The sequence below is a fragment of the Mesorhizobium temperatum genome (assembly GCF_002284575.1).
Taxonomy (GTDB): domain Bacteria; phylum Pseudomonadota; class Alphaproteobacteria; order Rhizobiales; family Rhizobiaceae; genus Mesorhizobium; species Mesorhizobium temperatum.
The window spans coordinates 13,339-37,014 of record NZ_NPKJ01000018.1 but is presented as its reverse complement, the minus strand read 5'-3'; the positions used below and the strand labels follow the sequence as shown (position 1 = coordinate 37,014).

Sequence of the window (23,676 nt, the reverse complement as noted above, 5' to 3'; positions counted from 1 at the left end):
TTCAAGCCCCTTTCGCAGCCGCCGACCTTCCCGCTTGACATCCCCAAGACGCAAATGTGTGCGCACGCTAGCCCACAAGGGGAGAAGGAAGAAGGGGCGGTGCCCCTCAATTCTCCCTTCGTCCGAGCTGCGAGTGCTCAAAGTACAGCACGACGCCGAGCGCTATCAGCAGCGGGATGATCAGGTAGAACAGCCGGAACACCAGCAGCGCGGCCAGTACGCCGACCGGGTCCATATGCGACAGGCCGGCGAGGAAGACCACCTCGAACACGCCGAGCCCGCCCGGCGCATGCGAGATCTGGGCGACCGAGAACGACACCAGGAAGACGCCGAGCACGACGAAATAGCCGGGATTGCCAGCCGCGGGCAGGGCGAAGTAGATGATCGCCGCCGCTGCCAAAAGCTCGATCGGGCCGATCAGCAATTGCCGCGCGACGATCGGCAGCGCCGGATAATGGACCTGAAAACTGCCGATCTTCAGTGGCCTGAGATGCAGCCAGCTGCCGAAGACATAGGCCGCCACCAGCAGCAGCATGGCGACGCCGGCGGCCATGGTCAGGCCATGGTGCGGTACGCCGGAGAACCGGTCGATGATTTCAGGCTCGAAGACCAGCACGAGGCCGGAGACGAGGATCGTCGACAGCACGAATGTAATCCAGCAGATCGCCACCAGGACGCCGACATCCTGCCCGGTCAGACCCCTGGTTCCGTAGGCGCGGTAGCGGATCACCGCGCCTGAAAATACCGAGCCGCCGATATTGTGCGACAGCGCATAGGTGGTGAAGGAGCAGAAGGTGACGAACAGCCACGACACTTTCTTGCCGATATGCAGGAGCGCGATGTGGTCGTAGCCGGCCAGCGACGCATAGGCGATGACCGAGTTCAGCGCGGCAAGCACCCAGCCGCGGGCAGGGATGGCGACGATCCCGTCCCAGACGTCGTCGAGCGAGATGCCGCGCAGTTCGTGCAGCAGCAGCCACAGCGAGAAGACGACCGCCGCAACGCCGACGACCGGCCAGAAATAGCGCCTCCAATTCATGGCGTGACGATCATGCGCTGCAGCCCCGTTGCCCATCTCCGGTTCGCGTCAGGAAAACTGCCCGCGATTCCGAATGTTTCCATTCCCGCCATTTCAGAAATGCCTTATCGAAGCCGGCTATTCAACCGCGAAGGCGCGCTGCTGCGCCGGCGCCTTCCCTTCTCCCCAGTCCAAACACCCTTGTGGGAGAAGGTGGATCGGCGCGCAGCGCCGAGCCGGATGAGGGGTGTTGGAAGAAACTCGGCTTGAAAAAAGTGAATAATTTTAAGTGATTACGTCTTCAACGCCGCGATCCGTCCAGCACCCCTCATCCGACCGAGCTTCGCTCGGCCATCTTCTCCCACAACAAGGGGAGAAGGGGTCACCACCTCGGCGCCCCTCCCGCGAACGAATTTCATGTCTTGGTGATCCGGCCCGGCGCTGCTAGTCTGGCGGTAACTTAGAACACGTGAAAGCGCCTGCTGCGTCCGGTCTCCGGTTCGCGCGGCGCCGGAAGGAACTGAAGTGGAAGACCACGACACCGGCGCCGCCGCGCCGGAAGTGGGCGTGTCGAGGGCTTCGCCGCCGCCTTCGGGCCAGGCAAGCCCATCCGCCGGCCGGCACAATGGCCGCCCGGTGCAGCCTTGGTCCGGTCACGGACAGGCAGGCGACGCGTCCCAGCATCAGAATGGCCAGAATCAGAAGGCCAAGACCAGGAAGCGGCGAAAACGTCGGCGCGGCGGCAAGGTTTTCGCGCGCGATGACGCTCACCTCGCAGCGGCCGGACTGTCGGTGCCCGCCGGCAGCGCTCCAGCCAGCCGCCCGCCCGAGGCGATCGTCGCGGCTTTGCCGTCAGCTGCGCCAAGCAGGCCGGAGCAGGATGTCCGCCGCCCGCCGGTGCAGGAACTGCCGGTGTTTGCCGCACTCGATCTCGGCACCAACAATTGCCGCCTGCTGGTGGCGGTGCCGACGCGCCACGGCCAGTTCCGCGTCATCGACGCTTTCTCGCGCATCGTCAGGCTGGGCGAGGGCCTCACCGCCAACGGCCGGCTCGGGCAGCCGGCGATGGACCGTGCGGTCGAGGCGCTGAAGATCTGCGGCGACAAATTGCGCAGCCGCAAGATCAGGAAGGCCCGGCTGATCGCCACCGAAGCCTGCCGCACGGCCGCAAACGGCGCCGAGTTCCTCGACCGCGTCGAGCGCGAGGCCGGCTTGAAGCTCGAAATCATCGACCGCCAGACCGAGGCGCGGCTGGCGGTTTCCGGTTGCGGCTCGCTGGTCGACCGCGACACGCAAGGCGTCGTCCTGTTCGACATCGGCGGCGGCTCCTCGGAGATCGCGCTGATCGATCTCACCGGCCACCGCTCGCCGAGGCTCGCCAACCACATCGTCTCCTGGACGTCGCTGCCGGTCGGCGTCGTCTCGCTGGCCGAGCGCTTCGGCGGCCGCGCCGTCACCCGCGAGATCTTTGCCGCCATGGTCGAGGATGTGGCCGTGCGCCTGCACGCCTTTGATGGGCGCGATCGGCTGAGCCACGTGCTCGCCAGCCCGAAATTCCACCTGCTCGGCACCTCGGGCACGGTGACGACACTGGCCGGCGTTCACCTTGACCTGGAACGCTACGACCGCCGCCGCGTCGACGGGCTGTGGATGGACCGCGACAGCGTCGACCGCATGGTCGAAAAACTGGTCGGCTGGGATTTCCAGCAGCGCGTCGCCAACCCTTGCATCGGCGCCGACCGCGCCGATCTGGTGCTGGCCGGCTGCGCCATCCTGGAAGCGATCCGGGCGGTGTGGCCGTCGGAGCGCCTGCGCGTCGCCGACCGTGGACTGCGCGAGGGCATATTGAGCGAATTGATGGCCGACGACGGTGTCTGGCGCAACAATGGGCGTGGCAGAGCATGATCCCGAAAAGTGGTAATCGGTTTTCGGAAAAGATCATGCTCAAACAAGAAGTCAGGCAATGACCAAGAAACCGCAAAAACCAGGCTCTGCCGGCATTCGTGTGCTGAAGACGCGGATCAAGAAGAAAAGCGGCCTGAAGGAATCGTCGCGCCGCTGGCTGCAGCGCCACATCAATGACCCTTACGTCCAGCGCTCCAGGGCCGACGGCTACCGTTCGCGCGCCGCCTACAAGCTGATCGAGATCGACGACAAGCACCATCTGCTCAAGCCCGGCATGAAGGTCATCGACCTTGGCGCGGCGCCCGGCGGCTGGTGCCAGGTCGCCGCCGCGCGCACGAAATCGACGGCCGAACACCCGCATGTCGTCGGCATCGACTATCTCGAAATGGATGCGGTGCCCGGCGCGCCGGTGCTGTTGATGGATTTTCTCGACCCGCAGGCGCCGGAAAAGCTCGCCGAAACGCTGGGCGGCCAACCGGACATCGTTTTGTCCGACATGGCGGCGCCGACCACCGGCCACCGCCGGACCGATCACATCCGCACCATGTATCTGTGCGAGGTGGCGGCCGATTTCGCGCTTTCGGTACTGAAGCCGGGGGGTCATTTCCTCGCCAAGACATTTCAAGGCGGCGCCGAGAACGAATTGCTTGCCAGGCTCAAGCAGAATTTCCGCTCGGTCCATCACGTCAAGCCGCCGGCCTCGCGCGATGAATCGGTGGAGCTTTATTTGTTGGCGAAGGATTTTAAAGGTTAGCGTCTTTTCCTTCTCCCCTTGTTGTGGGAGAAGGTGGCCTCGCGAAGCGAGGTCGGATGAGGGGTGTTCCACTTGGCAACACGCTTGCGGTTATCATCGCCTCGTTTCTTCCAACACCCCTCATTCGTCTCGGCGCTGCGCGCCGATCCACCTTCTCCCACAAGGAGAGAAGGGAAGGAGCCTCAACCGCCCTGCGGACCAGACACCCCCAGCGTCTTCGGCGCAGTCAGCCCGCCATATCCTGACACGGCGTTGCCGGCATCGGGCGCCAGCCGCATGAACGACAGCGATGCGGCCGCCGACACGGCCGCGACGATAAAGAATGCGATGTGGAAGTCGCTCAGCGTCAGCGGCCCGCCATGGATTGTCGTCGACACTTCCAGGATGCCGCCGGCCAGCGCCACGCCGAGCGCGATCGACAGTTGCTGGAACACGGCGGCGATCGGCGTTGCCCTGCTGGTGTCGGCGGTCGAGATCTCGGCATAGGCGAGCGCGTTGATGCCGGTGAAGAACATCGAACGGATGAAGCCGCCGGCGAGCAAGGCAGCGAGGATCAGCAGATAGGGCGTCTCGGGCGTGAACAGGCCGTTGATGGCGATCGACGCCGCCGCGATCAGCGAGCCGAAGATCAGCACGCGGCGGAACCCGGCGATCCTGAAGATCAGCGCAGTGACGAATTTCATGCCGATGGCGCCGACCGCCGCCACGAAGGTGATCATTCCCGATTGGAACGGCGTCAGCCCGAAGCCGATCTGGAACATCAGCGGCAAAAGGAAAGGCACCGCGCCGATGCCGATGCGGAACAGTCCGCCGCCGAGGACCGAGGCGCGGAACACCTGGTTGCGGAACAGCTCGAGCGCCAGCAGCGGATTCTTGGCGCGGCGCGCATGCAGGAGGTAAAGCGCGGCTGACACCAGGCCGACAGCGACGGTGAGGAAGCCGGCAATCGGCGGCAAAGCGGGCAGGCTGACCACCGACAGGCCGAACACGATGCCCGATGCCGCCAGCCCGCTCAGCACGAAGCCGATGAAGTCGAGCGGCGGCGTCTGCGCCGGCCCGGTCTCCGGCAGGAAGCGCGTGGCGAGCCAGATGCCGATGAGCCCGATCGGCACATTGATCAGGAAGATCCAGTGCCAGGTGAAATAGGTGGTGATGAAACCGCCAACCGGCGGACCGACGAGCGGCCCGACCAGCGCTGGAATGCTCAGCCAGGACATGGCGGCGACAAGCTCGCTTTTCGGCGTGGCGCGCACCAGCACAAGCCGTCCCACCGGCGTCATCATGGCGCCGCCAATGCCTTGCAGGAAGCGCGACATCACGAAAGCCGGCAGCGAATTGGACACCGCGCAAGCGACCGAACCGACGATGAACACGTCGATCGCCGCCCGAAACACGTTCTTGGCGCCGAAGCGGTCGGCCATCCAGCCGCTGATCGGAATGAACACCGCCAGCGACACCAGGTAGGCGGTCAGCGCCAGCTTGAGCGCGACCGGGCTGGTCTGGAGGTCGATGGCGATCGCCGGCAGCGAGGTCGCGATAACGGTCGAATCCATGTTTTCCATGAAAAGAGCGACCGCCAGGATAAGCGGAATGGTGCGGTTCATGGAGCGCGTCCGGATTTGAATGTTGCGCCGCCGATTGCTTGCCGGCCCTCGGGGGCAAAGGCGCCGACACGCAGGGCGGTTACCACGGGTCGGGTCGGATGTCGCCTTAATTTGCCGTCACATTTGTGCGACCCTGGGCAGCCGTGCCAGTGCGGAACTCTGCGAAGAATAGCGCTTAAAAAAAACCCGCCTCGGCGGCGGGTGGTTGGCGCAAATCAGCACCAGGAATAAATTCCTAGCATGACTGCCGTCACAAAGCAACCGATTCGCGAGCGCGGACGCGCCGGGAACCGGAACTGGATCAACCGGGTTAAACCCCTTTGAAGGAGATACGCCATGAAGTTGCTGGGCACCATCCTTGCCGCATGGGTGGCAATCGTCGGAGGCATCAGCGCGGCTGCTGCCGATCCGTGGAAGGACGAGAGCGGCCATGGCAAATGGCAGGACCGCTACCGATACGAAGACGATTATGAGCGAAAGCGGGAACGCTACAGCTACAAAGAGGAATATCGGCGCGGCAACTGCAAGATCGAGCGCAAGTGGGAAGGCGACGAATACAAGGAAGAGATCAAGTGCAAGCGGGGCAAGCGGCGCGTTTACGATTATTATTAGGCCAGCCATCGCCTGCCGGCGCTCGAACTTCACGGTCACCAATCCGTCACGGCGAAAAGGCATTAAGCTGAGTTCGCAGCGCTGTCGTGCACAAGCAATCGGCTTTTCATCGGCGACGGGACGTGTTACGAGCCAGCGCCAATCCTGAAAGGGAAGAAGACGAGTCGGCGCTGTCCATCCGGTCCAGCGCTTTTCATGCATTCCGAGGGCTGGCCATGGCAAAAATTATCGAAACGTCCACGGGCGCATTGGCGCTGACCTTTGACGACGTGCTGCTGCAGCCGGGTCATTCCGAGGTCATGCCGGGCGAGACCGACATCCGCACCCGCATTGCCGGCGACATCGACCTCAATGTGCCGATCCTGTCCGCCGCCATGGATACGGTCACCGAGGCGCGTCTCGCCATCGCCATGGCCCAGGCCGGCGGCATCGGCGTCATCCACCGCAATTTCTCGCCGGCCGAACAGGCAGAGCAGGTGCGGCAAGTCAAGAAATTCGAATCCGGCATGGTGGTCAACCCCGTCACCATCGGCCCCGACGCGACGCTCGCCGACGCCTTGGGATTGATGCGCACCTACAGCATCTCGGGCATTCCGGTGGTCGAGAATGGCGGTGCCGGCGGGCATAAGGTCGGACGGCTGGTCGGCATCCTGACCAACCGCGACGTGCGCTTCGCTTCCGACCCGGCGCAGAAAGTCTACGAGCTGATGACCCGTGAGAACCTGATCACGGTCAAGGAGAACGTCGACCAGGACGAGGCCAAGCGGCTCCTGCACCAGCACCGCATCGAAAAGCTGGTCGTGGTCGACAGCGACGGCAATTGCGTCGGGCTGATCACCGTCAAGGACATCGAGAAGTCGCAGCTCAATCCGCACGCCACAAAGGACGTGCAGGGGCGCTTGCGCGCGGCGGCCGCCACCAGCGTCGGCGATGACGGTTTTGAGCGCGCCGAGCGGCTCATCGATGCCGGCGTCGACCTTCTGGTGATCGACACCGCGCATGGTCACTCGCAACGTGTGCTCGATGCGGTGACGCGGGCCAAGAAACTGTCCAATTCGGTCCGCATCCTGGCCGGCAACGTCGCCACATCAGAAGGCACGCTGGCGCTGATCGATGCCGGCGCCGACGCCGTCAAGGTCGGCATCGGACCGGGTTCCATCTGCACCACCCGCATCGTCGCCGGCGTCGGCATGCCGCAGCTTTCGGCGATCATGTCGGCGGTCGAGACGGCGCAGAAGTCGGGCGTCTCGGTCATTGCCGACGGCGGCATCAAATATTCCGGTGATCTCGCCAAGGCGCTCGCCGCCGGCGCCAGCGCCGCCATGATCGGCTCGCTGCTGGCCGGCACCGACGAGAGCCCGGGCGAAGTCTATCTGCACCAGGGCCGCTCGTTCAAAGCCTATCGCGGCATGGGCTCGGTCGGCGCCATGGCGCGCGGCTCCGCCGACCGTTATTTCCAGGCCGAGGTGCGCGACACGCTGAAACTGGTGCCGGAAGGCATCGAAGGGCAGGTGCCCTACAAAGGACCTGTGTCCGGCGTGCTGCACCAGCTTGCGGGCGGCCTTAAAGCCGCTATGGGCTATGTCGGCGGGCGCGACCTTGCCGATTTCCGCGACCGCGCCACCTTTGTACGCATATCCAACGCCGGACTTCGTGAAAGCCACGCCCATGACGTCACGATCACCCGCGAAAGCCCGAATTACCCCGGCGGAGCCTAACCAGCTCGCACGAAGCCTGACGGCAATGATGTTGCGGCTGTCACGTCACGCTGCCGCGCTCTGTTTTGTCTGCGCGGCGGTTTTCGTCGCCATGACGGCGATGGAGTTCCTCTATTTCCGCCAGCTGAGTGGCGGCCTGCCGTCGCTCGATTTGCGCTGGACCGGTTTCACCCCGGATGAGGGCATGGCCTGGCTGACGGCACTCGGCCGGCGCAGCAGCGAGATCATTCTGGTCTGGCATTATCTGACCTTCGACCTGTTGTTCCCGGCGCTGCTGTCGCTGACACTGGTCAGCCTGATCCTGGCCACGGGGCGACGGCTGAAGGCCTTCCGGGCTCTGTCCGCGCAGCTTCAGTCGTTGTTTGCGCTCGTCCTAGTGCTGCCCTACACGCTTGCAGATTATGCGCAGAACATCGCGGTCGCCCGCATGCTCTCCGATTTCCTGTCGGCCAATCCGGATTCGCTGTCGTTTGCCTCGGCGCTGATCGTCACCAAGTTCGCGCTTCTGGTGATACCGGTGATCGTCATCGCGGCTTTTCATCTGACGGGTCAGAAACAGCGCTGAGCAGGGACAATCCGCGCCCGGACAAAGGCCATCGGACCCAAAAGTGGACTAAGTTGTCAGGGTTGCACGTCGAACAGCGCGATCTTGCGCTTGTCGAACTTGATGGCGAGTTCGCCGCGCACCAGTTTGAGCGCGGCCTCGCCGAACACGGCGCGTCGCCAGCCTTGCAAAGCCGGCACGTCGGCGGCCTCGCCCTCGGCGGCGATGCGGTCAATGTCGTCGCTGGAGGCCAGCACCTTCGAAGCGACGCCCTCCTTTTCGGCGACGATACGCAACAGCACTTTCAGCAATTCCGCGGCTGCATTGGAGCCTTCGGGCGGCTGAAAACTTTTCGGCAGCTTCGGCATCTCTTCCCTGGGCAAGGCAAGCGCGGTGTTGATCGCGCCCAGCAGCGCCGTTGCCGTCACTGAGCGTTCCCAGCCTTTCGGCGTGGTGCGCAGCTTGCCGAGTGCTGCCGCATCGCGCGGCGCCTGCTGCGCTACCTCGTAGATGGCGTCGTCCTTGAGCACCCGGCCGCGCGGCACGTCGCGTTCGCGCGCCTCGCGCTCGCGCCATGCCGCCACTGCTTGCACGATCGCCAGCTCCTGCGGCTTGCGCAGCCGCATCTTCAGCCGCTTCCAGGCGTCCTCCGGATGCGGATCGTAGGTTTCACGCGCGGTCAGCACCTCCATCTCCTCGTTCAGCCAGTGAGCGCGGTTTTCCCGCACCAGCTCGGCGCTGAGGTGCTGGTAGACCTCGATCAGATGGGTGACGTCGGCAAGCGCGTAGTCGAGCTGCTTTTCGGAAAGCGGCCGGTGGCGCCAGTCGGTGAAACGTGAGGACTTGTCGAGCCGAGCGCCGGTAATCTTCTGGACGAGCTGGTCATAGGAGACGCTGTCGCCGAAGCCGCAGACCATCGCCGCCACCTGGGTGTCGAACACCGGATGCGGCACCAGATCGCCGAGATGAACGATGATTTCGATATCCTGGCGCGCCGCATGGAAGACTTTGACGACGGCCTCGTTGGCCATCAGCCTGAAGAACGGCTTCAGGTCGATATCGGGTGACAGCGGATCGATCAGCGCCGTCACCCCGGGCGCCGCCATCTGAATCAGGCAGAGGATCGGCCAAAAGGTCGTCTCGCGAATGAATTCGGTGTCGACGGTGACGAAATCCGACTTTTCGAACGCGGCAACAGCGGTCTCAAGTTCTACTTGGGTGGTGATGACGTGCATCAAATCGCTTTGGCAAAAGGGTAAGGTCTCCTTCAATTTCAGCCGCGCGGGCTTTCGTCAAGCTGCTGTCCGGGTTCAAACCATATGGGACCGTCATCATTGCTTCGCAGGCCCGTCGGAATCATCGTTGCGCTTGGCCAGCCGGGCGAACACCGTCGATGTGCGCAAAAGGCCGATGAAACGGCTGCGATGGCCGGCCGGCACGCCGGATCGCACCTGCATCCGGTACAGGATGACGACGACGAAGATGGCGTAAACGGTGGCGGTGAACACGAACAGCGCGCTTGGCCCGAAATACTGCATCGCCGTCGAGGCGGCGAACGGCCCGCCAATGGCGCCGAAGGAATAGAACAGCATCAGCGCCGCGTTGATCAGCACAAACTCCCCCTTGTCGGCGCGGTCGTTGGAATGCGCCGCCGATAGCGAGTAGAGCGGCATGGCGAAGCAGCCGAAGACGAAGACGATCACGAAGTTGAGGGACGGGTCGCTGCGCGCCCAAAACACCAGCGCCAGCGATGCAAGCAGCGCGCAGCACGTCGTTATCAGCAGCACGGAACGCCGGTCCCAGCGGTCGGACAGGTAGCCGAGCGGATACTGGATGATGGCGCCGCCGAAGATGCCGACGCTGACGAAGGTGACGACGTCGGTGACCGACATGCCGATCTGTTCGGCATAGACCGGCGACAATGTGCGGAAGGCGCTGTTGGTGACACCGACGGCGATGCAGCCGAAGCAGCCGAGCGGCGAAATCCGCCAGACGCGGGCCAGGTCGAGCTTGACGTCTTCCGGCGGGGTCGGGTTGGAGCGGTCGCCGAGCGACACCGGCACCAGCGAGAGCGTGATCATGATCGACATGACGGCGAAGATGGCGAAGCCGCCGGCGCCGACGATCGGGATCAGGAACTGTGCGCCTGTGACCGAACCGATGTCGACCATCCGGTAGATGGCCAGCACCCGCGCGCGGTCCTTGTTGGCGGCCCCGGAATTGAGCCAGGCTTCCATGATGGTGAACAGGCCGGCGAAGCAGAACCCGCCGGCGAGGCGCAACGCGCACCACATGACCGGGTCGACGACCAGCACCAAAAGCAACGTTCCGGCCGAAGCGATCGCCGCCAGCGCGGAAAAGGCGCGCACATGGCCGACAGCCTTCATTATGTGGGTGACGGCGAGGCAGCCGAGCAGGAACCCGGCGAAATAGAACGTGCCCATCAGGCCGATGGTCGAGGCCGAAAACCCCTCCTGCGCGCCGCGCAGCGCGATCAGGGTGCTCTGCAGGCCGTTGCCGCCGAGCAGGATGCCGGCGGCAATAAGGAGCGGGATCAGCGGGCGCATGGAGGACATGAAGGAAGGCCTGTCGTTGACCCTTCTTGAACCATCGCCCGCGCCAATGCCAGCGGCAATTCCCGGCGGTTAGCAGGCCAGCACCGACAATCAGTTTCTCATTTTGATTTTTAGCTGAGGGGCGATCTTTCGCGCTCCCGATGGCGCGCTTGGATGGTGGGCGTCCTACCGCAGAATTCTGTTTGTCATCAGCCATTTCACGGAGCGGGGCCACGCGTAATTCGCACCCATGCGAAGATCGGTAAAGCCTTGGGAAACAGGTTTCCCGGTTTCAGCGTCGAGGATGCGAATGAACATGGTATGCTCTGTTCGGTTGACGCGCGTCACAACGCCCAGCAAGGCAAGAGAGGCGCCGTGTTCTTTGGCGATTTTGCCTTCACAGCCGCCGCAGTTGCGCAATCCGTGCGGCGCAACCGCCTGCTCATCCCCCTCTGGCACATCAACCACTGTAAAACGTCCGGACTGGGAGAGCATGTCCTTCGCCATTTGTGCCGACTCGGACAGATAGCGCCTATCGTGTTCATCCGGCGGAATTATGCCTGCGCCAGCGCTCTTGTCTTCCAATTCGAAAGGAAACACCTCGATTGACATCGGCTTTGTCTGAGCGTGTGCAAATGTGCAGGTGCCAACAAGCAGCGTCATCAGGACAGTCAATGTGCGAATGCGCATGGTAGTCCTCCCGTCAGTATGACGGCCATTGTACACGGCTTGACCACGCTGATCACGATCAAGGCAGAGGAAATTCTACACTTTGACTGTGGTGTGGAGTTTTCACACAGCGAGGTTTACAAGCCGAAGTTCAAACCGAGAGATGCTGCCCGTGCGCCGCCTGCCTTGACAAAGCCGGCCTCTCATGTGCTTTTCGCGCAAATTTTCGGGCCGGGCCATCATGCCTTGCCGCAATCAAACATCCGGACCTACCAATGACAATGCATCGTTACCGCAGCCATACCTGTGCCCAGTTGAGGAAGAGCGACGTCGGCTCTTCCGTTCGCCTGTCGGGCTGGGTGCATCGCGTACGCGACCATGGCGGCCTGCTGTTCATCGATTTGCGCGACCACTATGGCCTGACCCAGATCGTCGCCGATCCGGATTCGCCAGCCTTCAAGATTGCCGAGACCGTGCGCGGCGAATGGGTCATCCGCGTCGACGGCGAGGTCAAGGCGCGCCTGGCCGAGACCGCCAACGCCAACCTGCCGACCGGCGAGATCGAGATTTTCGCGCGCGAGATCGAAGTGCTGTCGGCGGCCAAGGAATTGCCGCTGCCGGTCTTCGGCGAGCCGGACTATCCCGAGGATATCCGTCTCAAATACCGCTTCCTCGATCTGCGCCGCGACACGCTGCACAAGAACATCGTGGCGCGTACGAAAATCATCGCCGAGATGCGCAAGCGCATGGGCGAGGTCGGCTTCACCGAATTCTCGACGCCTATCCTGACCGCGTCGTCGCCTGAGGGCGCGCGCGACTTCCTGGTGCCGTCGCGCATCCATCCCGGCACCTTCTACGCGCTGCCGCAGGCACCGCAGATATACAAGCAATTGATCATGGTTTCGGGCTTCGACCGTTACTTCCAGATCGCGCCTTGCTTCCGCGATGAGGACCCGCGCGCCGACCGATTGCCGGGCGAATTCTACCAGCTTGACGTGGAAATGAGCTTCGTCGAGCAGGACGACGTTCTGGCGACAATGGAGCCGGTGATGCGGGGCGTGTTCGAGACCTTTGCCGCCGGCAAGCCGGTGACGCAGGAGTTTCCGCGCATCCCCTATGACGTCGCCATGCGCAAATATGGCACCGACAAGCCGGACCTGCGCAACCCGATCGAGATGCAGGCGGTCTCCGATCATTTCCGCGATTCCGGCTTCAAGGTGTTCGCCAACATCCTTGCCAGCGACCCGAAGGCCGAAGTCTGGGCCATTCCGGCCAAGACCGGTGGTTCACGCGCCTTCTGCGACCGCATGAATTCGTGGGCGCAGGGCGAGGGCCAGCCGGGCCTCGGCTACATCTTCTGGCGCAAGGAAGGCGAAAAGCTCGAAGGCGCCGGTCCGCTCGCCAAGAACATCGGCGAGGAGCGCACCGAAGCGATTCGCCTCCAGCTTGGCCTTGCGGATGGCGACGCCGCCTTCTTCGTCGCCGGCGACCCGAAGAAATTCGTCTCGTTCGCGGGAGCGGCGCGCACCCGCGCCGGCGAGGAGCTGAACCTCGTCGACCGCGACCGTTTCGAATTGTGCTGGATCGTCGACTTCCCCTTCTACGAATGGAACGAGGACGAGAAGCTCGTTGATTTCGGCCACAACCCGTTCTCGATGCCGCAGGGTGGCATCGAGGCGCTCAACGGCGAGGATTTGCTTGGGATCAAGGCATTCCAGTACGACATGGTCTGCAATGGTTTCGAGATCGCCTCGGGCGGCATCCGCAACCATCTGCCCGAAACGATGGTCAAGGCATTCGAGATCGTCGGCCTGGATCGCGAGACGGTTGAGGCGCGCTACGGTGGCCTCTACCGCGCCTTCCAGTATGGCGCGCCGCCGCATGGCGGCATGGCGGCCGGCATCGACCGCGTCGTCATGCTGCTCGTCGGCGCCAGGAACCTGCGCGAAGTGACCATGTTCCCGATGAACCAGCAGGCCTATGATCTGTTGATGAGCGCGCCGTCGGAAGCAAGCCCGCAGCAGCTTCGCGAATTGTCGCTGCGCGTCGCGGTGACCAAGAAAGAGGGTTAAAAACCTCCCGCAACCGACTCTAAACGCTGTCGGTTTGCGCTGCCCCTCATTGCCCTGCCGGGCATTTCTCCCCGTATAGCGACGGGGAGAAAGACGCTGTCACGAATGATTTCGCCAGCTGCCAGCGTCGCAAAAATGCGCGCCAAGGTCGCGGCCATTTCCCTTCTCCCCGTCACTATACGGGGAGAAGGTGCCGGCAGGCGGATGAGGGGCGGCGCTGACACTTCCAATGCGAGCGCATTTTGCAAACCGGCCAGAGACGTGCCGGTCAGTCCTCGTTCGCCTTGACCGTCACGCCAAGCGTCTTCGTCAGGTCCACCGGGTTGGACATGGCGCCCGCCATGATCAGCGCGAACGGCACCGCTGCCGGCGGCTCGGCCAAGATTTCGATGCTCTGCGGATCGTCGAGATATTTGCCGACCGCAGCCGACACCTGCGCCGTCAATTCGGGATTGTTGAGCTGCGCCATGCCGAAAGGCACGATCGCCTTGGCCTGGTTGGCGATGTCGTTGCCGGACATGCCTTGCTGCTTGCCGACATAGTCCAGCACCTTGTTGGTCAAGGAATCGTCGTCGAAGCGGATCGAAGCGCTGTTGAACGAAAGCTGCTGCAACACGCCGAGCATGGCCATGCCTTGCGCCGAGTTATCGGCGCCTTCTGGCTGCGCCGCCATCTTCTTCTGCATCTCCTGCAGCGACTTGATGACGTCCAGCGTGTAGCCGCCGAGACCGAAGGTCATGCCGAGCGTTCCGGCATTGTCGACGGAGATGTCGTATTTCGATAGCTCCATCTTGCCGTCCGCAGGCTGCCAGGTGCCCGCCATTTTAAGGTTCCCGGTGATGTTCTGGTAACCGAGCGCGTTGATCACCTCCTTGGACTTCGGGTCCTCGACCAGCGTCAGGTCGGCATTGAACTTTTCCGTGGTGCCGGAAAATTCCATCGCCTTGCCGTCGGCAGGTGGGGTGATTTCGATGGCGAGCCTGTTCATCGAGAATGCGGTCTTGTCGGCAACCTTGACCGTCATGTTGTCGAGTTCGGCCGATTTATACATCATCATTGAACCCAGCGGGCCCGTGGCGCCGTCGGCCGGAACCGTCATGTCGTGGATGATGAAGGGGCTGAGGTCGAGCGTGACGCCGTCTTCGCTGTGCTGGAATGCCGAAGTCGAGACGGTTTCGATTTCATAACCGCCATTGGCTTCCGTCACGCCTTCGAGTTTGATGTCGCCGATCTTGAACGCTTCCTTTTCGGCCGCCGGTTTGAACGCCACGCCTTGCAACACCATGCTGGAGGCATCGCCCGTCACCGCGGTCCAGGAGATGTCGACACCCTGGGCGGCGAGAGCCGCCTTCAGCCGGTCGGCGACCGCCGCATCCTGCGCCAAGGCCGCGTTCAGCGGCAGCGTCAGCAAAAACGTCGAAAAAGCAAGTTTGTTGAGTGTCGAGCGTCTGATCGTCATCGCGAGTCCCCTGAGCGTGTCCTGAAGATTGTCTTTTCAATTCGTTGCGCCGTCACCCTTCCGTGACGAACTGGACGGGAAAAAGGCGTTCTCCCGCACAATGGTCGAAAATCACTGCGAAAGGCAAATCCGATCCATTGCCTTAGAGCCGGGATGTAACCGATTGATGTTGGTCGGCGTCCAGTTCGTGTTGCGGAAGGGGCGGCGCATTCAGCGCCTCTTGCCGCGAATCACCCGCTCGGCTAGTCCCACCCCATGGGAAAAAGGCTTTTACCGCCTGGCGATGGCGGTGGCGACAACATCGAGCCGGTCGATCTGAAGAAAGCGCTGGAAGAGCGCTATCTCGCCTATGCGCTGTCGACCATCATGCACCGGGCGCTGCCGGATGTGCGCGACGGGCTGAAGCCGGTCCATCGCCGCATCATGCATGCCATGCGGCTGCTCAGGCTCAACCCCGACCAGGGGTTCGCCAAATGCGCCCGCATCGTCGGCGAAGTGATGGGCAAGTTCCATCCGCATGGCGACCAGTCGATCTACGACGCGCTGGTGCGGCTGGCGCAGGATTTTTCGATGCGCTACCCTCTGGTCGACGGGCAGGGCAATTTCGGCAATATCGACGGCGATAACGCCGCCGCCATGCGCTACACCGAAGCGCGCATGACCGACGTGGCGACCGAGCTGCTGTCCGGCATCACCGAGGATGCGGTCGACTACCGACCGACCTACAATGAGGAGGACGAGGAGCCGGTCGTGCTGCCCGGCGCCTTCCCGAACCTGCTCGCTAACGGCTCGTCCGGCATTGCCGTCGGCATGGCGACCTCGATCCCGCCGCACAATGCCGCCGAGCTCTGCGACGCCGCCCTGCATCTGATCGAGCATCCGGATGCACCGGTGACGACATTGATGGACTTCGTCCAAGGTCCGGATTTCCCGACCGGCGGCATCATCGTCGATAGCCGTGTCTCGATCCTCGAAGCCTATGAAACCGGTCGCGGTGGTTTTCGCGTCAGGGCGAAATGGAGCCAGGAGGACCAGGGCAGGGGCACCTGGAGCATCGTCGTCACCGAAATCCCCTACGGCGTCCAGAAGGCGCGGCTGATCGAAAAGATCGCCGAGCTTCTGATGGCGCGCAAATTGCCGCTGCTCGAAGACATCCGCGACGAGAGCGCCGAAGACGTCCGCGTCGTACTGGTGCCGAAGAGCCGTTCGGTCGATCCCGGAATCCTGATGGAATCGCTGTTCAAGCTGACTGAGCTCGAAAGCCGCTTTCCGCTCAACATGAACGTCCTGTCGCGCGGCAAGATACCCAACGTGCTGTCGCTGAAAGGCGTGCTCAAGGAATGGCTGGAGCACCGCCGCGAGGTGCTGATCCGCCGCTCCAGACATCGCCTCGGCGAGATCGAAAGGCGGCTGGAGATCCTCGCCGGCTATCTGATCGCCTATCTCAACATCGACGAGGTGATCAGGATCATCCGCGAGGAGGACGAGCCCAAGCAAGTCATGATGGCGCGCTGGTCGCTCACCGACAACCAGGCCGAAGCCATCCTCAACATGCGGCTGCGTGCCCTGCGCAAGCTCGAGGAATTCGAGATCCGCAAGGAATTCGACGGCCTCACTATCGAGAAAAAGCAGATCGAGGCGCTGCTTGCGTCCGACGCCAGGCAGTGGTCGACGATCAAGTGGGAAGTCTCCAGCATCCGCGAGAAATTCGGACCGGAGACCGAGCTCGGCAAGCGCCGGACCCAGTTCGCCGACGCGCCCGAACATGACCTGACCGACATCGCCCATGCCATGATCGAGCGCGAGCCGGTCACCGTGGTCGTTTCGGAAAAGGGCTGGCTCAGGGCGATGAAAGGTCACATGACCGACCATTCGTTGCTGACCTTCAAGGAGGGTGACAGCCTCAAGCTCGCCTTCCACGCCCAGACCACCGACAAGGTGCTGGTCTTCACCACCGGCGGCAAGTTCTACACGATCGGCGCCGACCGGCTGCCGGGCGGGCGCGGCCATGGCGAACCGATCCGCATCATCGTCGACATGGACAACGACCAGGACATCGTCACCGCCTTTGTCCATGATCCCAAGCGCAAGCTGCTGCTGGTGTCGCACGACGGCAATGGTTTCATCGTGCCGGAAGAAGAGGTCGTCGCCAACACCCGCAAAGGCAAGCAGGTGATGAACGTCAAGGCGCCCGACGAGGCCCAGCGCTGTGTGCCGGTCGCCGGCGACCATCTCGCCATCGTCGGCGAAAACCGCAAGATGCTGGTCTTCCCGCTCGCCGAGATTCCTGAGATGGGTCGCGGCAAGGGCGTTCGCCTGCAGAAATACAAGGATGGCGGCGTCCTCGATCTCAAGCCCTTCACGCTCGCCAGCGGTCTGTCCTGGCAGGATTCGGCCGACCGCACCTTCATCAAATCACGCGAAGAGCTGGTCGAATGGATCGGTGCTCGAGCCTCGGCCGGACGCATGGTGCCAAAGGGATTCCCGAGGACGGGGAAATTCGGGTAGTTGCTAATCTCCCCCCTTGAGGGGGAGATGTCGCCGAAGGCGACAGAGGGTGTCGCCGCCGCGTGAAGCTCCAGCCTCCTCTGTTCGTGGTAAGGGGTCGCGTCTGAACGTTCCGACCCCCTCTGGCCTGCCGGCCATCTCCCCTCAAGGGGGGAGATTAGCGCCTCCATGCAAACATTTGGAATGTCGTCACGATTGCTGCACTATGTCGGTGCATAAGCATCGCTACATAAGGCGCGCGGACAGACGCCTTTGGGAGAAATGGGCATTTGAAAGAAACCAGGATTAAGAAACCGGAAGGGCAGCAGCGCTTGTTCGGCCTGTCGACGCCGGTCAGATCCGCCGTCATTCCACCGCTGTCGGCGGCGCGCTGGCTCCTGGTGCTGATCGTTGCCGCCGGGGTCTATTTCTTTCATGGTTTCCTGGTCCCGGTGCTGGCCGCCCTGGTCATCGCCTTTGCCAGCTGGCCGCTCTATCGGCGACTGCTCGCTGCTGTCGGCGGCAACCGCACGATCGCCGCGACATTGGCGATCCTGTTCATTCTCACCTTCCTGGTGGTGCCGATCGCGCTCGCCGGCGCCTACGCCAGCAACGAAGTCCGCGAATGGGTCGGCTGGGCGATCGAGACCAACCGCGAAGGCGCGGTGACGCCGCACTGGATCGCCACGCTGCCCGTGGTCGGCGACTGGCTGAACGAGCAGTGGACGCGCAATCTCGGCCATCCCGGCGGCATCGGCGAACTGATCCAGCTGATCAGCGGCGCCAACATCGGCAGCATCTATCGCGGCGTGCTGGCCGCCGGCGGCAGCGCCTTCGGCCTTCTGCTGGCGCTGCTGTTCATGATGATCGCGCTGTTCTTTGCCTATCGCGACGGCGAGCATTTTGCCGGGCAGGTCGACCGTCTCGGCGAACGCATCCTGCCGACCAGGTGGGAGCGGATTTCACGCGTCGTGCCGGCGACGATTTCCTCGACGGTAACCGGCATGACCATTATCGCCATCGGCGAGGGGGTGGTGCTGGGCGTGGCCTACTGGCTAGCCGGCGTGCCGTCGCCTGTGACGCTCGGCGCCCTGACCGGCATCATGGCGCTGATCCCCGGCGGCGCACCGCTGTCCTTCACGCTTGTTTCGATCTATCTCGCCGCCAGCGGCTCGCCGATGGCCGGGTTGGCGCTGTTCATCTGGGGGGCTGTCGAACTGTTCATCGTCGACAAGACATTGCGCCCGAAACTGGTCGGCGGCCCGATAAAGCTGCCGTTCCTGCCGACCTTTTTCGGCCTGATCGGCGGCGTCAAGACGATGGGCTTTCTCGGCCTGTTCATCGGCCCGGTGCTGATGGCATTGCTGGTCGCAATCTGGCGCGAATGGCTGCGCGAGGTGGAATTGGCCGACGAACTTGCCCCCGCAGCACCGGCGGAGCTGGAAGGGGCGCCGCCGCCGCAAATCGAAATCGTTGCCGAGAAGAAGTCTCAGGCCGGGTGACTGACCGCAAGGGTTGCGCGGCGCTTGCGCCCCTCATGCAGCTGCCATAGCGAATGGACGACCAGCGTGACGATCAGGATCGCACCGCCGACCAGGCTGTTGCGCGACGGCATCTCGGCAAAGATCATCCACATCCAGACGGGCGCCAGCACGGTTTCAAGCAGATAGAACATCGCCACTTCCGGTCCCGAAATATATTTCGGCCCGTTGGCGAGGCAGAAGAACGAGATCGGCATGATGACGGCGCCGTTGAAGATGATCCACCACGGCGCGTTCACCTGAAGGCCTTCGCCTGAGACCATGAACACCGCGACAGCCAGCGGCAGGATCACGCCGATCAGCGATGTGAACCCCATGTCCTTGCCGCTGGCACGCGAGATGGTGATGGCCAGCGCGATGAAGAAAGCCGAGCACAGCGCCATAAGATCGCCGAACAGGTGCCCGGTGCCGATCGAATCACCGACGATGATCGCGACGCCGACGATCATGGCCAGCATCGCGACCACGGTGACCAGTCGCGGCCGCTCCTTCAGGAACAGCCAGGACAGCAGCGCCGCGAACACGGTGTTGAAGGCCAGGATGAAGACCAGATTGGCGGTCGTGGTGTAATAGATGCTGGTGATGAAGGTGACCGAGGTCAGCCCGTAGCATATGGCGACAACGAGCCCCGACCAGCCGGGGATGAGCTGCGGCGCGTTCCTGCTCAGCGAGCGCCAGACGGCCCAGATGATCAGCGCCGCGACCAAGGTGGTGCCGGTGCGCAGCAGGAGGATCGTCCACACGCCGCCGTCGGCGAGCCGGATCAGTGGAATGTCGATGGTCAGCGTCAGCCCGCCGATGGCGGTGATGAGAAGGCCCTTCTGGTGATCGTTGTGGGACGACATGGCAGTTCTCGCAATGAAGTTGGAGGCGGCCAGCCGCGCTATTGCACACTCTCCGTCAGACGCATGACCCGAAAAATCGGAATCGATTTTCGGAAAGGATCATGCGCCGAGTTCAAGCGTTACAGCGTCCTTTGCGCGCCCGAAAAGGGCGCGCGGCGCTGTAATGGCGGAAAAGCCAGCATGCTCTCCCTGGGAACAGTTTAAGGTTGGATTTTGGAAAAACTATTCAGCGCGAAACCGCTTCGTGGTCGTAGCGTTCCCAGCCTTTCGGGCCGAGATGCTCCTGCGGCATGAAGCGCATCTTATAGTTCATCTTGCGCGAGCCATTGACCCAGTAGCCGAGATAGACATGGGGCAAGCCCATCGCCCTGGCGCGGGCGATGTGGTCGAGGATCATGAAGGTGCCAAGCGAGCGGTCCTCGAAATCCGGATTGAAGTAGGAATAGACCATCGACAGGCCGTCGGCCATCTTGTCGGTGAGGGCGACTGCGATCAGCTCGCCCTGGCCCTTGCCGGTGATGAAGCTGTCGGGGCCGCGGCGCCGGTATTCTATAACCTTGGTGTCGACATGGGTGTCCTCGACCATCATGGCGTAATCGAGCACTGTCATGTCGGACATGCCGCCGCGGCGGTGGCGGGCATCGAGATAGCTGCGGAACAGCGAATACTGCTCGGTGGAAGGTTGCGCGTCGTGCATCGCGCCGATGAGGTCTGAATTGTGCTGTATCACCCGCCTCATGTTGCGGCTGGCGGTGAATTCCTGGGCCAGGATGCGCACCGAAACGCAGGCGCGGCAGGTCTCGCATGCCGGCCGGTAGGCGATGTTCTGCGATCGCCGGAAGCCGCCTTGCGTCAACAGGTCGTTCATCTCCGGCGCCTTGTCGCCGACCAGATGCGTGAACACCTTGCGTTCGAACTGGCCCTCAAGATACGGGCACGGCGACGGCGCGGTCAGGAAGAACTGCGGCGACTGGGTAGGATGGTGCGTCATCGAACCTTGGAAACACTCCTGCGAATCATCATACCTTTGGCGCGCACGGCGAAAAATTCAACAGGATTGTGAAAGCGTGGGCATCGGATGCCTTCACTTTGCACACAAATGCTCGCGGGACTGGTGAAAAAGCTGTCTCAGCGGTCACTGCGGCTGACCACCGTGCCCAGCAGCAGGTCGTGCAGCGTGCGCTTGCGGTCGGCAAACAGCGACACCAGAAGCACCAGCGGCGTCAGGATAACGTTGCCCGCCCAAAACAGCACCGAGTGCACCACGGCCGTCAGCCCGTCGATACGGGTGCCGTCCAGACGGTCGAGCCGGATCCCCATCATCTTCATGCCTGTCGTGGCCTGGTCGGTGCTGCCAAGCGTGTTCCAGATGTAGAGGATGGCGACGGCCGGCACGAGGACGGAAAACAGCATCCAGCCGAGGCCGAGCGTCAGAAGCCCGAGGAAGAACACCAGGATCGCGAACGGGATGGTGAGCAGCGCGACGATGCAATAGTCGATGATGAAGGCAAGGACACGCCGCGTGCGCACGCCGTCATAGGCCCTGATATCATCGAGCCTGGAGGTGATGATTTCGCCGTCGAGAACGCGCGCGTTCATGTCATTTCCTCGTAATCAGGCCCGGGATAGGTTGCGGGCCGCCTGACGTTGAAATGGTGAAGTCTTGCGGCGGAATCAAGATTGAGCCGTTTTCGGCATGCGACTGGAGGCAGGCGCCGAACTTGGCCGGATCGGTTGAATTTGCAGCACGGATGACGTTAGTTTGCTGCAATGCAACAAAGCGCAGGCGAGGGACGGGGCAACATGGACTACGACATGCTGGTCATCGGCAGCGGGCCTTCCGGGCGCCGCGCCGCGGTGCAGTCGGCCAAGCTCAGCAAATCCGTGCTGGTGGTCGACAGGGGCCGGCGCCTTGGCGGTGTTTCCGTGCACACCGGCACTATCCCGTCGAAGACGCTGCGGGAAACTGTGCTCAACCTCTCCGGCTGGCGCGAGCGCGGCTTCTACGGGCGCGGCTACCGGGTCAAGCAGGACATTTCGGTCGGCGATCTGATCGAGCGCCTGCACAAGACGCTCGATCACGAGGTCGAGGTGCTGCAGCACCAGTTTATGCGCAACACGGTCAAGAGCGCGCGCGCCGCGGTCAAGTTTCTCGGTCCCAACAGAGCCAGCCTGACGACGGACACCGGGGACTATAGCGAGGTCGGTTTCGCGCATGCGCTGATCGCGGTCGGCACCCGCCCGCACCGCCCCCGCGACGTGCCTTTCGACAAGGTCCGTGTCTTCGACAGCGACGAGATGCTGGAACTCGAGCGCCTGCCGCGCACACTGACGGTGATCGGCGCCGGCGTCATCGGCGTCGAGTACGCGACGATCTTTTCGGCGCTCGACGTGCCGGTGACGCTGGTCGAGCCGCGCAACACCATCCTCGATTTCGTCGACCGCGAGATCGTCGACGATTTCATCCATCAGATGCGCGATCGCGGCATGACGATCCGGCTGGGCAGTGCGATCAAGGAGATCGCCTCGAAACCCGACTACGCCGAGGTGACGCTTGCCGACGGCCGCAGCATACGCTCAGAGATGGTGCTCTATGCCGCGGGGCGCACCGGCAATGTCGGCGCGCTCGGCCTGGACGCGGTCGGCATCGAGGCCGATTCCCGGGGCCGCATCAAGGTCGATCCGCAGACCTTCCGGACCAGCGCGCCGAACATCTATGCCGCCGGTGACGTCATCGGCTTTCCGAGCCTCGCCTCCACCTCGATGGAACAGGGCAGGGTGGCCGCCTGCCATGCCTTCGGCGTGCCCTTGCCGCCGCCGCCGGAAACCTTTCCCTACGGCATCTACGCCGTGCCGGAAATCTCGACCGTCGGCCAGTCCGAGGAGCAGGTGCGCGAGAGCGGCGGCGCGTATGAGGTCGGCGTGGCGCGCTTCCGCGAAACCTCGCGCGGCCATATCATGGGCGTCAACACCGGCCTCCTGAAGCTTCTGTTCTCGATCGAAACGCGCCGGCTGCTCGGCGCGCATATCGTTGGCGAGGGCGCGACCGAACTGATCCACATCGGCCAGGCGGTGATCAATCTCGGTGGCACCGTCGATTTTTTCGTCAACAACACCTTCAACTATCCGACGCTGGCCGAAGCCTACAAGATCGCCGGGCTGGATGCCTGGAACCGGATGGGGCGGGCATAGGGCGACGGGCTCGTCAATTCGCCTGCGCGATCGCCGTTGCCGGGCCCGCCAGCCACTGCCTGACGATTTCAGCATCCCGGTCGCCGATTTCATGGCCGGAGGCGATGGTGTGGGCGTCGACCGCGGCGCCATGTGATTCGAGCAATGTGACCAACGCCGGCGCGAAGGGCGCGTAGGTCAGGTCAGCGGCGCCGGCGATGATCAGCACGCGCGCCTTGGACAGATCGGCCGGGGGGACCTCGTCGAGCACCGGCATCGGGCGCAGCAATGCCGCCCGTTCGATGCGGCCGGAATGCAGCAGCATCACGCTCGAAACCAGGTTGGCGCCGTTGGAATAGCCGAGAAAGATCGTTTGGGAGAGATCGAGCCCGTGGCGCTTCGCGGCCGCGGTGATGAAGCCGGCGAAAGCGTCCGCCTCGGTGCGGATGCTCTCCTGTTCGAAGCGCGTCGGGGTAATTCGCGCGAACCAGCGGAAACCGCCCTCCTGGTCGATACGGCCACGCACCGCCACCAGCACCGCGTGCGGTGCGATTTGCTGCCCGAGCGCCACCAGAGTCGTCTCGTCGACACCGGATCCATGCAGCAGAAAAAGGCATTCGCCGGTTGGTTCTGCTGGTCTGTAGAGGCGATAGAAAAACGGCAGGTCGCGCCGCAAAAAGCCGTCTTCCGGAGGTTTTTCGGCCATAGTTGCATCCTTCTGA

At 63.1% G+C, this 23,676-nt stretch carries 20 protein-coding genes; 10 read left to right on the top strand and 10 right to left on the bottom strand.

Annotated elements, in window-relative coordinates:
- Positions 1-106: 106 nt before the first annotated feature.
- Entirely contained in the window at positions 107-1,039 is a 933-nt protein-coding gene (locus CIT26_RS03940) for a lysylphosphatidylglycerol synthase domain-containing protein (protein WP_095491352.1), read from the bottom strand.
- 504 nt (positions 1,040-1,543) lie between these two features.
- Between CIT26_RS03940 and CIT26_RS03935 the strand changes: the two genes are divergently transcribed.
- Positions 1,544-2,923, top strand: coding sequence for a Ppx/GppA phosphatase family protein (locus CIT26_RS03935; RefSeq protein ID WP_095491351.1), 1,380 nt, complete (start codon positions 1,544-1,546; stop codon positions 2,921-2,923).
- Positions 2,924-2,981: 58 nt separating this feature from the next.
- On the top strand, positions 2,982-3,677 hold the full coding sequence (locus tag CIT26_RS03930) for an RlmE family RNA methyltransferase (protein ID WP_095491350.1): 696 nt from the start codon (positions 2,982-2,984) through the stop codon (positions 3,675-3,677).
- Positions 3,678-3,859: 182 nt separating this feature from the next.
- Here the strand turns inward: CIT26_RS03930 and CIT26_RS03925 are convergent, their stop codons facing one another.
- Positions 3,860-5,281 carry an MFS transporter gene (locus tag CIT26_RS03925; protein WP_095491349.1) on the bottom strand — a complete coding sequence of 474 codons (1,422 nt, stop codon included), beginning with the start codon at positions 5,279-5,281 and terminating at the stop codon, positions 3,860-3,862.
- A 336-nt stretch (positions 5,282-5,617) separates the two neighbouring features.
- On the opposite strand from CIT26_RS03925, the gene CIT26_RS03920 reads away from it, so the two are divergent.
- The 3 genes from CIT26_RS03920 (at position 5,618) to CIT26_RS03910 (ending at position 8,176) form a co-directional block, all read left to right on the top strand.
- On the top strand, positions 5,618-5,893 hold the full coding sequence (locus CIT26_RS03920; RefSeq protein ID WP_095491348.1) for a hypothetical protein: 276 nt from the start codon (positions 5,618-5,620) through the stop codon (positions 5,891-5,893).
- A 215-nt stretch (positions 5,894-6,108) separates the two neighbouring features.
- Positions 6,109-7,611: an IMP dehydrogenase gene (gene guaB / locus CIT26_RS03915; RefSeq protein WP_095491347.1), complete on the top strand. Its 1,503-nt coding sequence runs from the start codon at positions 6,109-6,111 to the stop codon at positions 7,609-7,611.
- A gap of 25 nt (positions 7,612-7,636) precedes the next feature.
- The gene (locus CIT26_RS03910) at positions 7,637-8,176 is read left to right on the top strand and encodes a hypothetical protein (protein WP_167391269.1); all 540 of its coding nucleotides are present in this window, start codon (positions 7,637-7,639) and stop codon (positions 8,174-8,176) included.
- A gap of 56 nt (positions 8,177-8,232) precedes the next feature.
- On the opposite strand, the gene rnd is transcribed toward CIT26_RS03910, so the two are convergent.
- From rnd to CIT26_RS03895, 3 genes are all read right to left on the bottom strand, one after another.
- Positions 8,233-9,390 carry a ribonuclease D gene (rnd, locus tag CIT26_RS03905; RefSeq protein ID WP_095491345.1) on the bottom strand — a complete coding sequence of 386 codons (1,158 nt, stop codon included), beginning with the start codon at positions 9,388-9,390 and terminating at the stop codon, positions 8,233-8,235.
- A gap of 96 nt (positions 9,391-9,486) precedes the next feature.
- A complete protein-coding gene (locus CIT26_RS03900; protein ID WP_095491344.1) occupies positions 9,487-10,731 on the bottom strand; it encodes an MFS transporter in 1,245 nt (414 codons plus the stop codon).
- A 165-nt stretch (positions 10,732-10,896) separates the two neighbouring features.
- Positions 10,897-11,400: a DUF3280 domain-containing protein gene (locus CIT26_RS03895; protein ID WP_095491343.1), complete on the bottom strand. Its 504-nt coding sequence runs from the start codon at positions 11,398-11,400 to the stop codon at positions 10,897-10,899.
- A gap of 39 nt (positions 11,401-11,439) precedes the next feature.
- On the opposite strand from CIT26_RS03895, the gene CIT26_RS03890 reads away from it, so the two are divergent.
- Complete coding sequence (locus CIT26_RS03890) at positions 11,440-11,658, top strand: hypothetical protein (RefSeq protein ID WP_143747782.1); 219 nt, start codon at positions 11,440-11,442, stop codon at positions 11,656-11,658.
- A 2-nt stretch (positions 11,659-11,660) separates the two neighbouring features.
- Positions 11,661-13,451, top strand: coding sequence for an aspartate--tRNA ligase (aspS, locus tag CIT26_RS03885; RefSeq protein WP_167391271.1), 1,791 nt, complete (start codon positions 11,661-11,663; stop codon positions 13,449-13,451).
- Between the two features lie 268 nt (positions 13,452-13,719).
- On the opposite strand, the gene CIT26_RS03880 is transcribed toward aspS, so the two are convergent.
- A complete protein-coding gene (locus CIT26_RS03880; RefSeq protein WP_095491340.1) occupies positions 13,720-14,910 on the bottom strand; it encodes a hypothetical protein in 1,191 nt (396 codons plus the stop codon).
- A 255-nt stretch (positions 14,911-15,165) separates the two neighbouring features.
- On the opposite strand from CIT26_RS03880, the gene parC reads away from it, so the two are divergent.
- Together parC and CIT26_RS03870 are read left to right on the top strand one after the other, a co-directional pair.
- Complete coding sequence (gene parC, locus CIT26_RS03875) at positions 15,166-17,418, top strand: DNA topoisomerase IV subunit A (protein ID WP_095491339.1); 2,253 nt, start codon at positions 15,166-15,168, stop codon at positions 17,416-17,418.
- A 269-nt stretch (positions 17,419-17,687) separates the two neighbouring features.
- A complete protein-coding gene (locus CIT26_RS03870) occupies positions 17,688-18,899 on the top strand; it encodes an AI-2E family transporter (protein ID WP_095491338.1) in 1,212 nt (403 codons plus the stop codon).
- Here the strand turns inward: CIT26_RS03870 and CIT26_RS03865 are convergent.
- The 3 genes from CIT26_RS03865 to CIT26_RS03855 form a co-directional block, all read right to left on the bottom strand.
- A complete protein-coding gene (locus CIT26_RS03865; RefSeq protein WP_095491337.1) occupies positions 18,887-19,783 on the bottom strand; it encodes a DMT family transporter in 897 nt (298 codons plus the stop codon). The two genes, CIT26_RS03870 and CIT26_RS03865, sit on opposite strands and share 13 nt — an antisense overlap.
- A gap of 226 nt (positions 19,784-20,009) precedes the next feature.
- Complete coding sequence (locus tag CIT26_RS03860; protein ID WP_095491336.1) at positions 20,010-20,774, bottom strand: arginyltransferase; 765 nt, start codon at positions 20,772-20,774, stop codon at positions 20,010-20,012.
- A 137-nt stretch (positions 20,775-20,911) separates the two neighbouring features.
- On the bottom strand, positions 20,912-21,382 hold the full coding sequence (locus CIT26_RS03855; RefSeq protein ID WP_095491335.1) for an RDD family protein: 471 nt from the start codon (positions 21,380-21,382) through the stop codon (positions 20,912-20,914).
- Between the two features lie 204 nt (positions 21,383-21,586).
- On the opposite strand from CIT26_RS03855, the gene sthA reads away from it, so the two are divergent.
- Positions 21,587-22,975, top strand: a complete 1,389-nt coding sequence (gene sthA, locus CIT26_RS03850; RefSeq protein WP_095491334.1) for a Si-specific NAD(P)(+) transhydrogenase — start codon at positions 21,587-21,589, stop codon at positions 22,973-22,975.
- A gap of 13 nt (positions 22,976-22,988) precedes the next feature.
- Here the strand turns inward: sthA and CIT26_RS03845 are convergent, their stop codons facing one another.
- Positions 22,989-23,660, bottom strand: coding sequence for an alpha/beta hydrolase (locus tag CIT26_RS03845; protein ID WP_095491333.1), 672 nt, complete (start codon positions 23,658-23,660; stop codon positions 22,989-22,991).
- Positions 23,661-23,676 lie beyond the last annotated feature (16 nt).

What these genes read in the sequence shown, in the direction of transcription:
- CIT26_RS03940 (WP_095491352.1), bottom strand. Translation starts at nt 1,039, where the DNA reads ATGAATTGGAGGCGCTATTTCTGGCCGGTCGTCGGCGTTGCGGCGGTC.
- CIT26_RS03930 (WP_095491350.1), top strand. Translation starts at nt 2,982, where the DNA reads ATGACCAAGAAACCGCAAAAACCAGGCTCTGCCGGCATTCGTGTGCTG.
- CIT26_RS03925 (WP_095491349.1), bottom strand. Translation starts at nt 5,281, where the DNA reads ATGAACCGCACCATTCCGCTTATCCTGGCGGTCGCTCTTTTCATGGAA.
- CIT26_RS03920 (WP_095491348.1), top strand. Translation starts at nt 5,618, where the DNA reads ATGAAGTTGCTGGGCACCATCCTTGCCGCATGGGTGGCAATCGTCGGA.
- guaB (WP_095491347.1), top strand. Translation starts at nt 6,109, where the DNA reads ATGGCAAAAATTATCGAAACGTCCACGGGCGCATTGGCGCTGACCTTT.
- CIT26_RS03910 (WP_167391269.1), top strand. Translation starts at nt 7,637, where the DNA reads ATGATGTTGCGGCTGTCACGTCACGCTGCCGCGCTCTGTTTTGTCTGC.
- rnd (WP_095491345.1), bottom strand. Translation starts at nt 9,390, where the DNA reads ATGCACGTCATCACCACCCAAGTAGAACTTGAGACCGCTGTTGCCGCG.
- CIT26_RS03900 (WP_095491344.1), bottom strand. Translation starts at nt 10,731, where the DNA reads ATGTCCTCCATGCGCCCGCTGATCCCGCTCCTTATTGCCGCCGGCATC.
- CIT26_RS03895 (WP_095491343.1), bottom strand. Translation starts at nt 11,400, where the DNA reads ATGCGCATTCGCACATTGACTGTCCTGATGACGCTGCTTGTTGGCACC.
- aspS (WP_167391271.1), top strand. Translation starts at nt 11,661, where the DNA reads ATGCATCGTTACCGCAGCCATACCTGTGCCCAGTTGAGGAAGAGCGAC.
- CIT26_RS03880 (WP_095491340.1), bottom strand. Translation starts at nt 14,910, where the DNA reads ATGACGATCAGACGCTCGACACTCAACAAACTTGCTTTTTCGACGTTT.
- parC (WP_095491339.1), top strand. Translation starts at nt 15,166, where the DNA reads ATGGGAAAAAGGCTTTTACCGCCTGGCGATGGCGGTGGCGACAACATC.
- CIT26_RS03865 (WP_095491337.1), bottom strand. Translation starts at nt 19,783, where the DNA reads ATGTCGTCCCACAACGATCACCAGAAGGGCCTTCTCATCACCGCCATC.
- CIT26_RS03860 (WP_095491336.1), bottom strand. Translation starts at nt 20,774, where the DNA reads ATGACGCACCATCCTACCCAGTCGCCGCAGTTCTTCCTGACCGCGCCG.
- CIT26_RS03855 (WP_095491335.1), bottom strand. Translation starts at nt 21,382, where the DNA reads ATGAACGCGCGCGTTCTCGACGGCGAAATCATCACCTCCAGGCTCGAT.
- sthA (WP_095491334.1), top strand. Translation starts at nt 21,587, where the DNA reads ATGGACTACGACATGCTGGTCATCGGCAGCGGGCCTTCCGGGCGCCGC.
- CIT26_RS03845 (WP_095491333.1), bottom strand. Translation starts at nt 23,660, where the DNA reads ATGGCCGAAAAACCTCCGGAAGACGGCTTTTTGCGGCGCGACCTGCCG.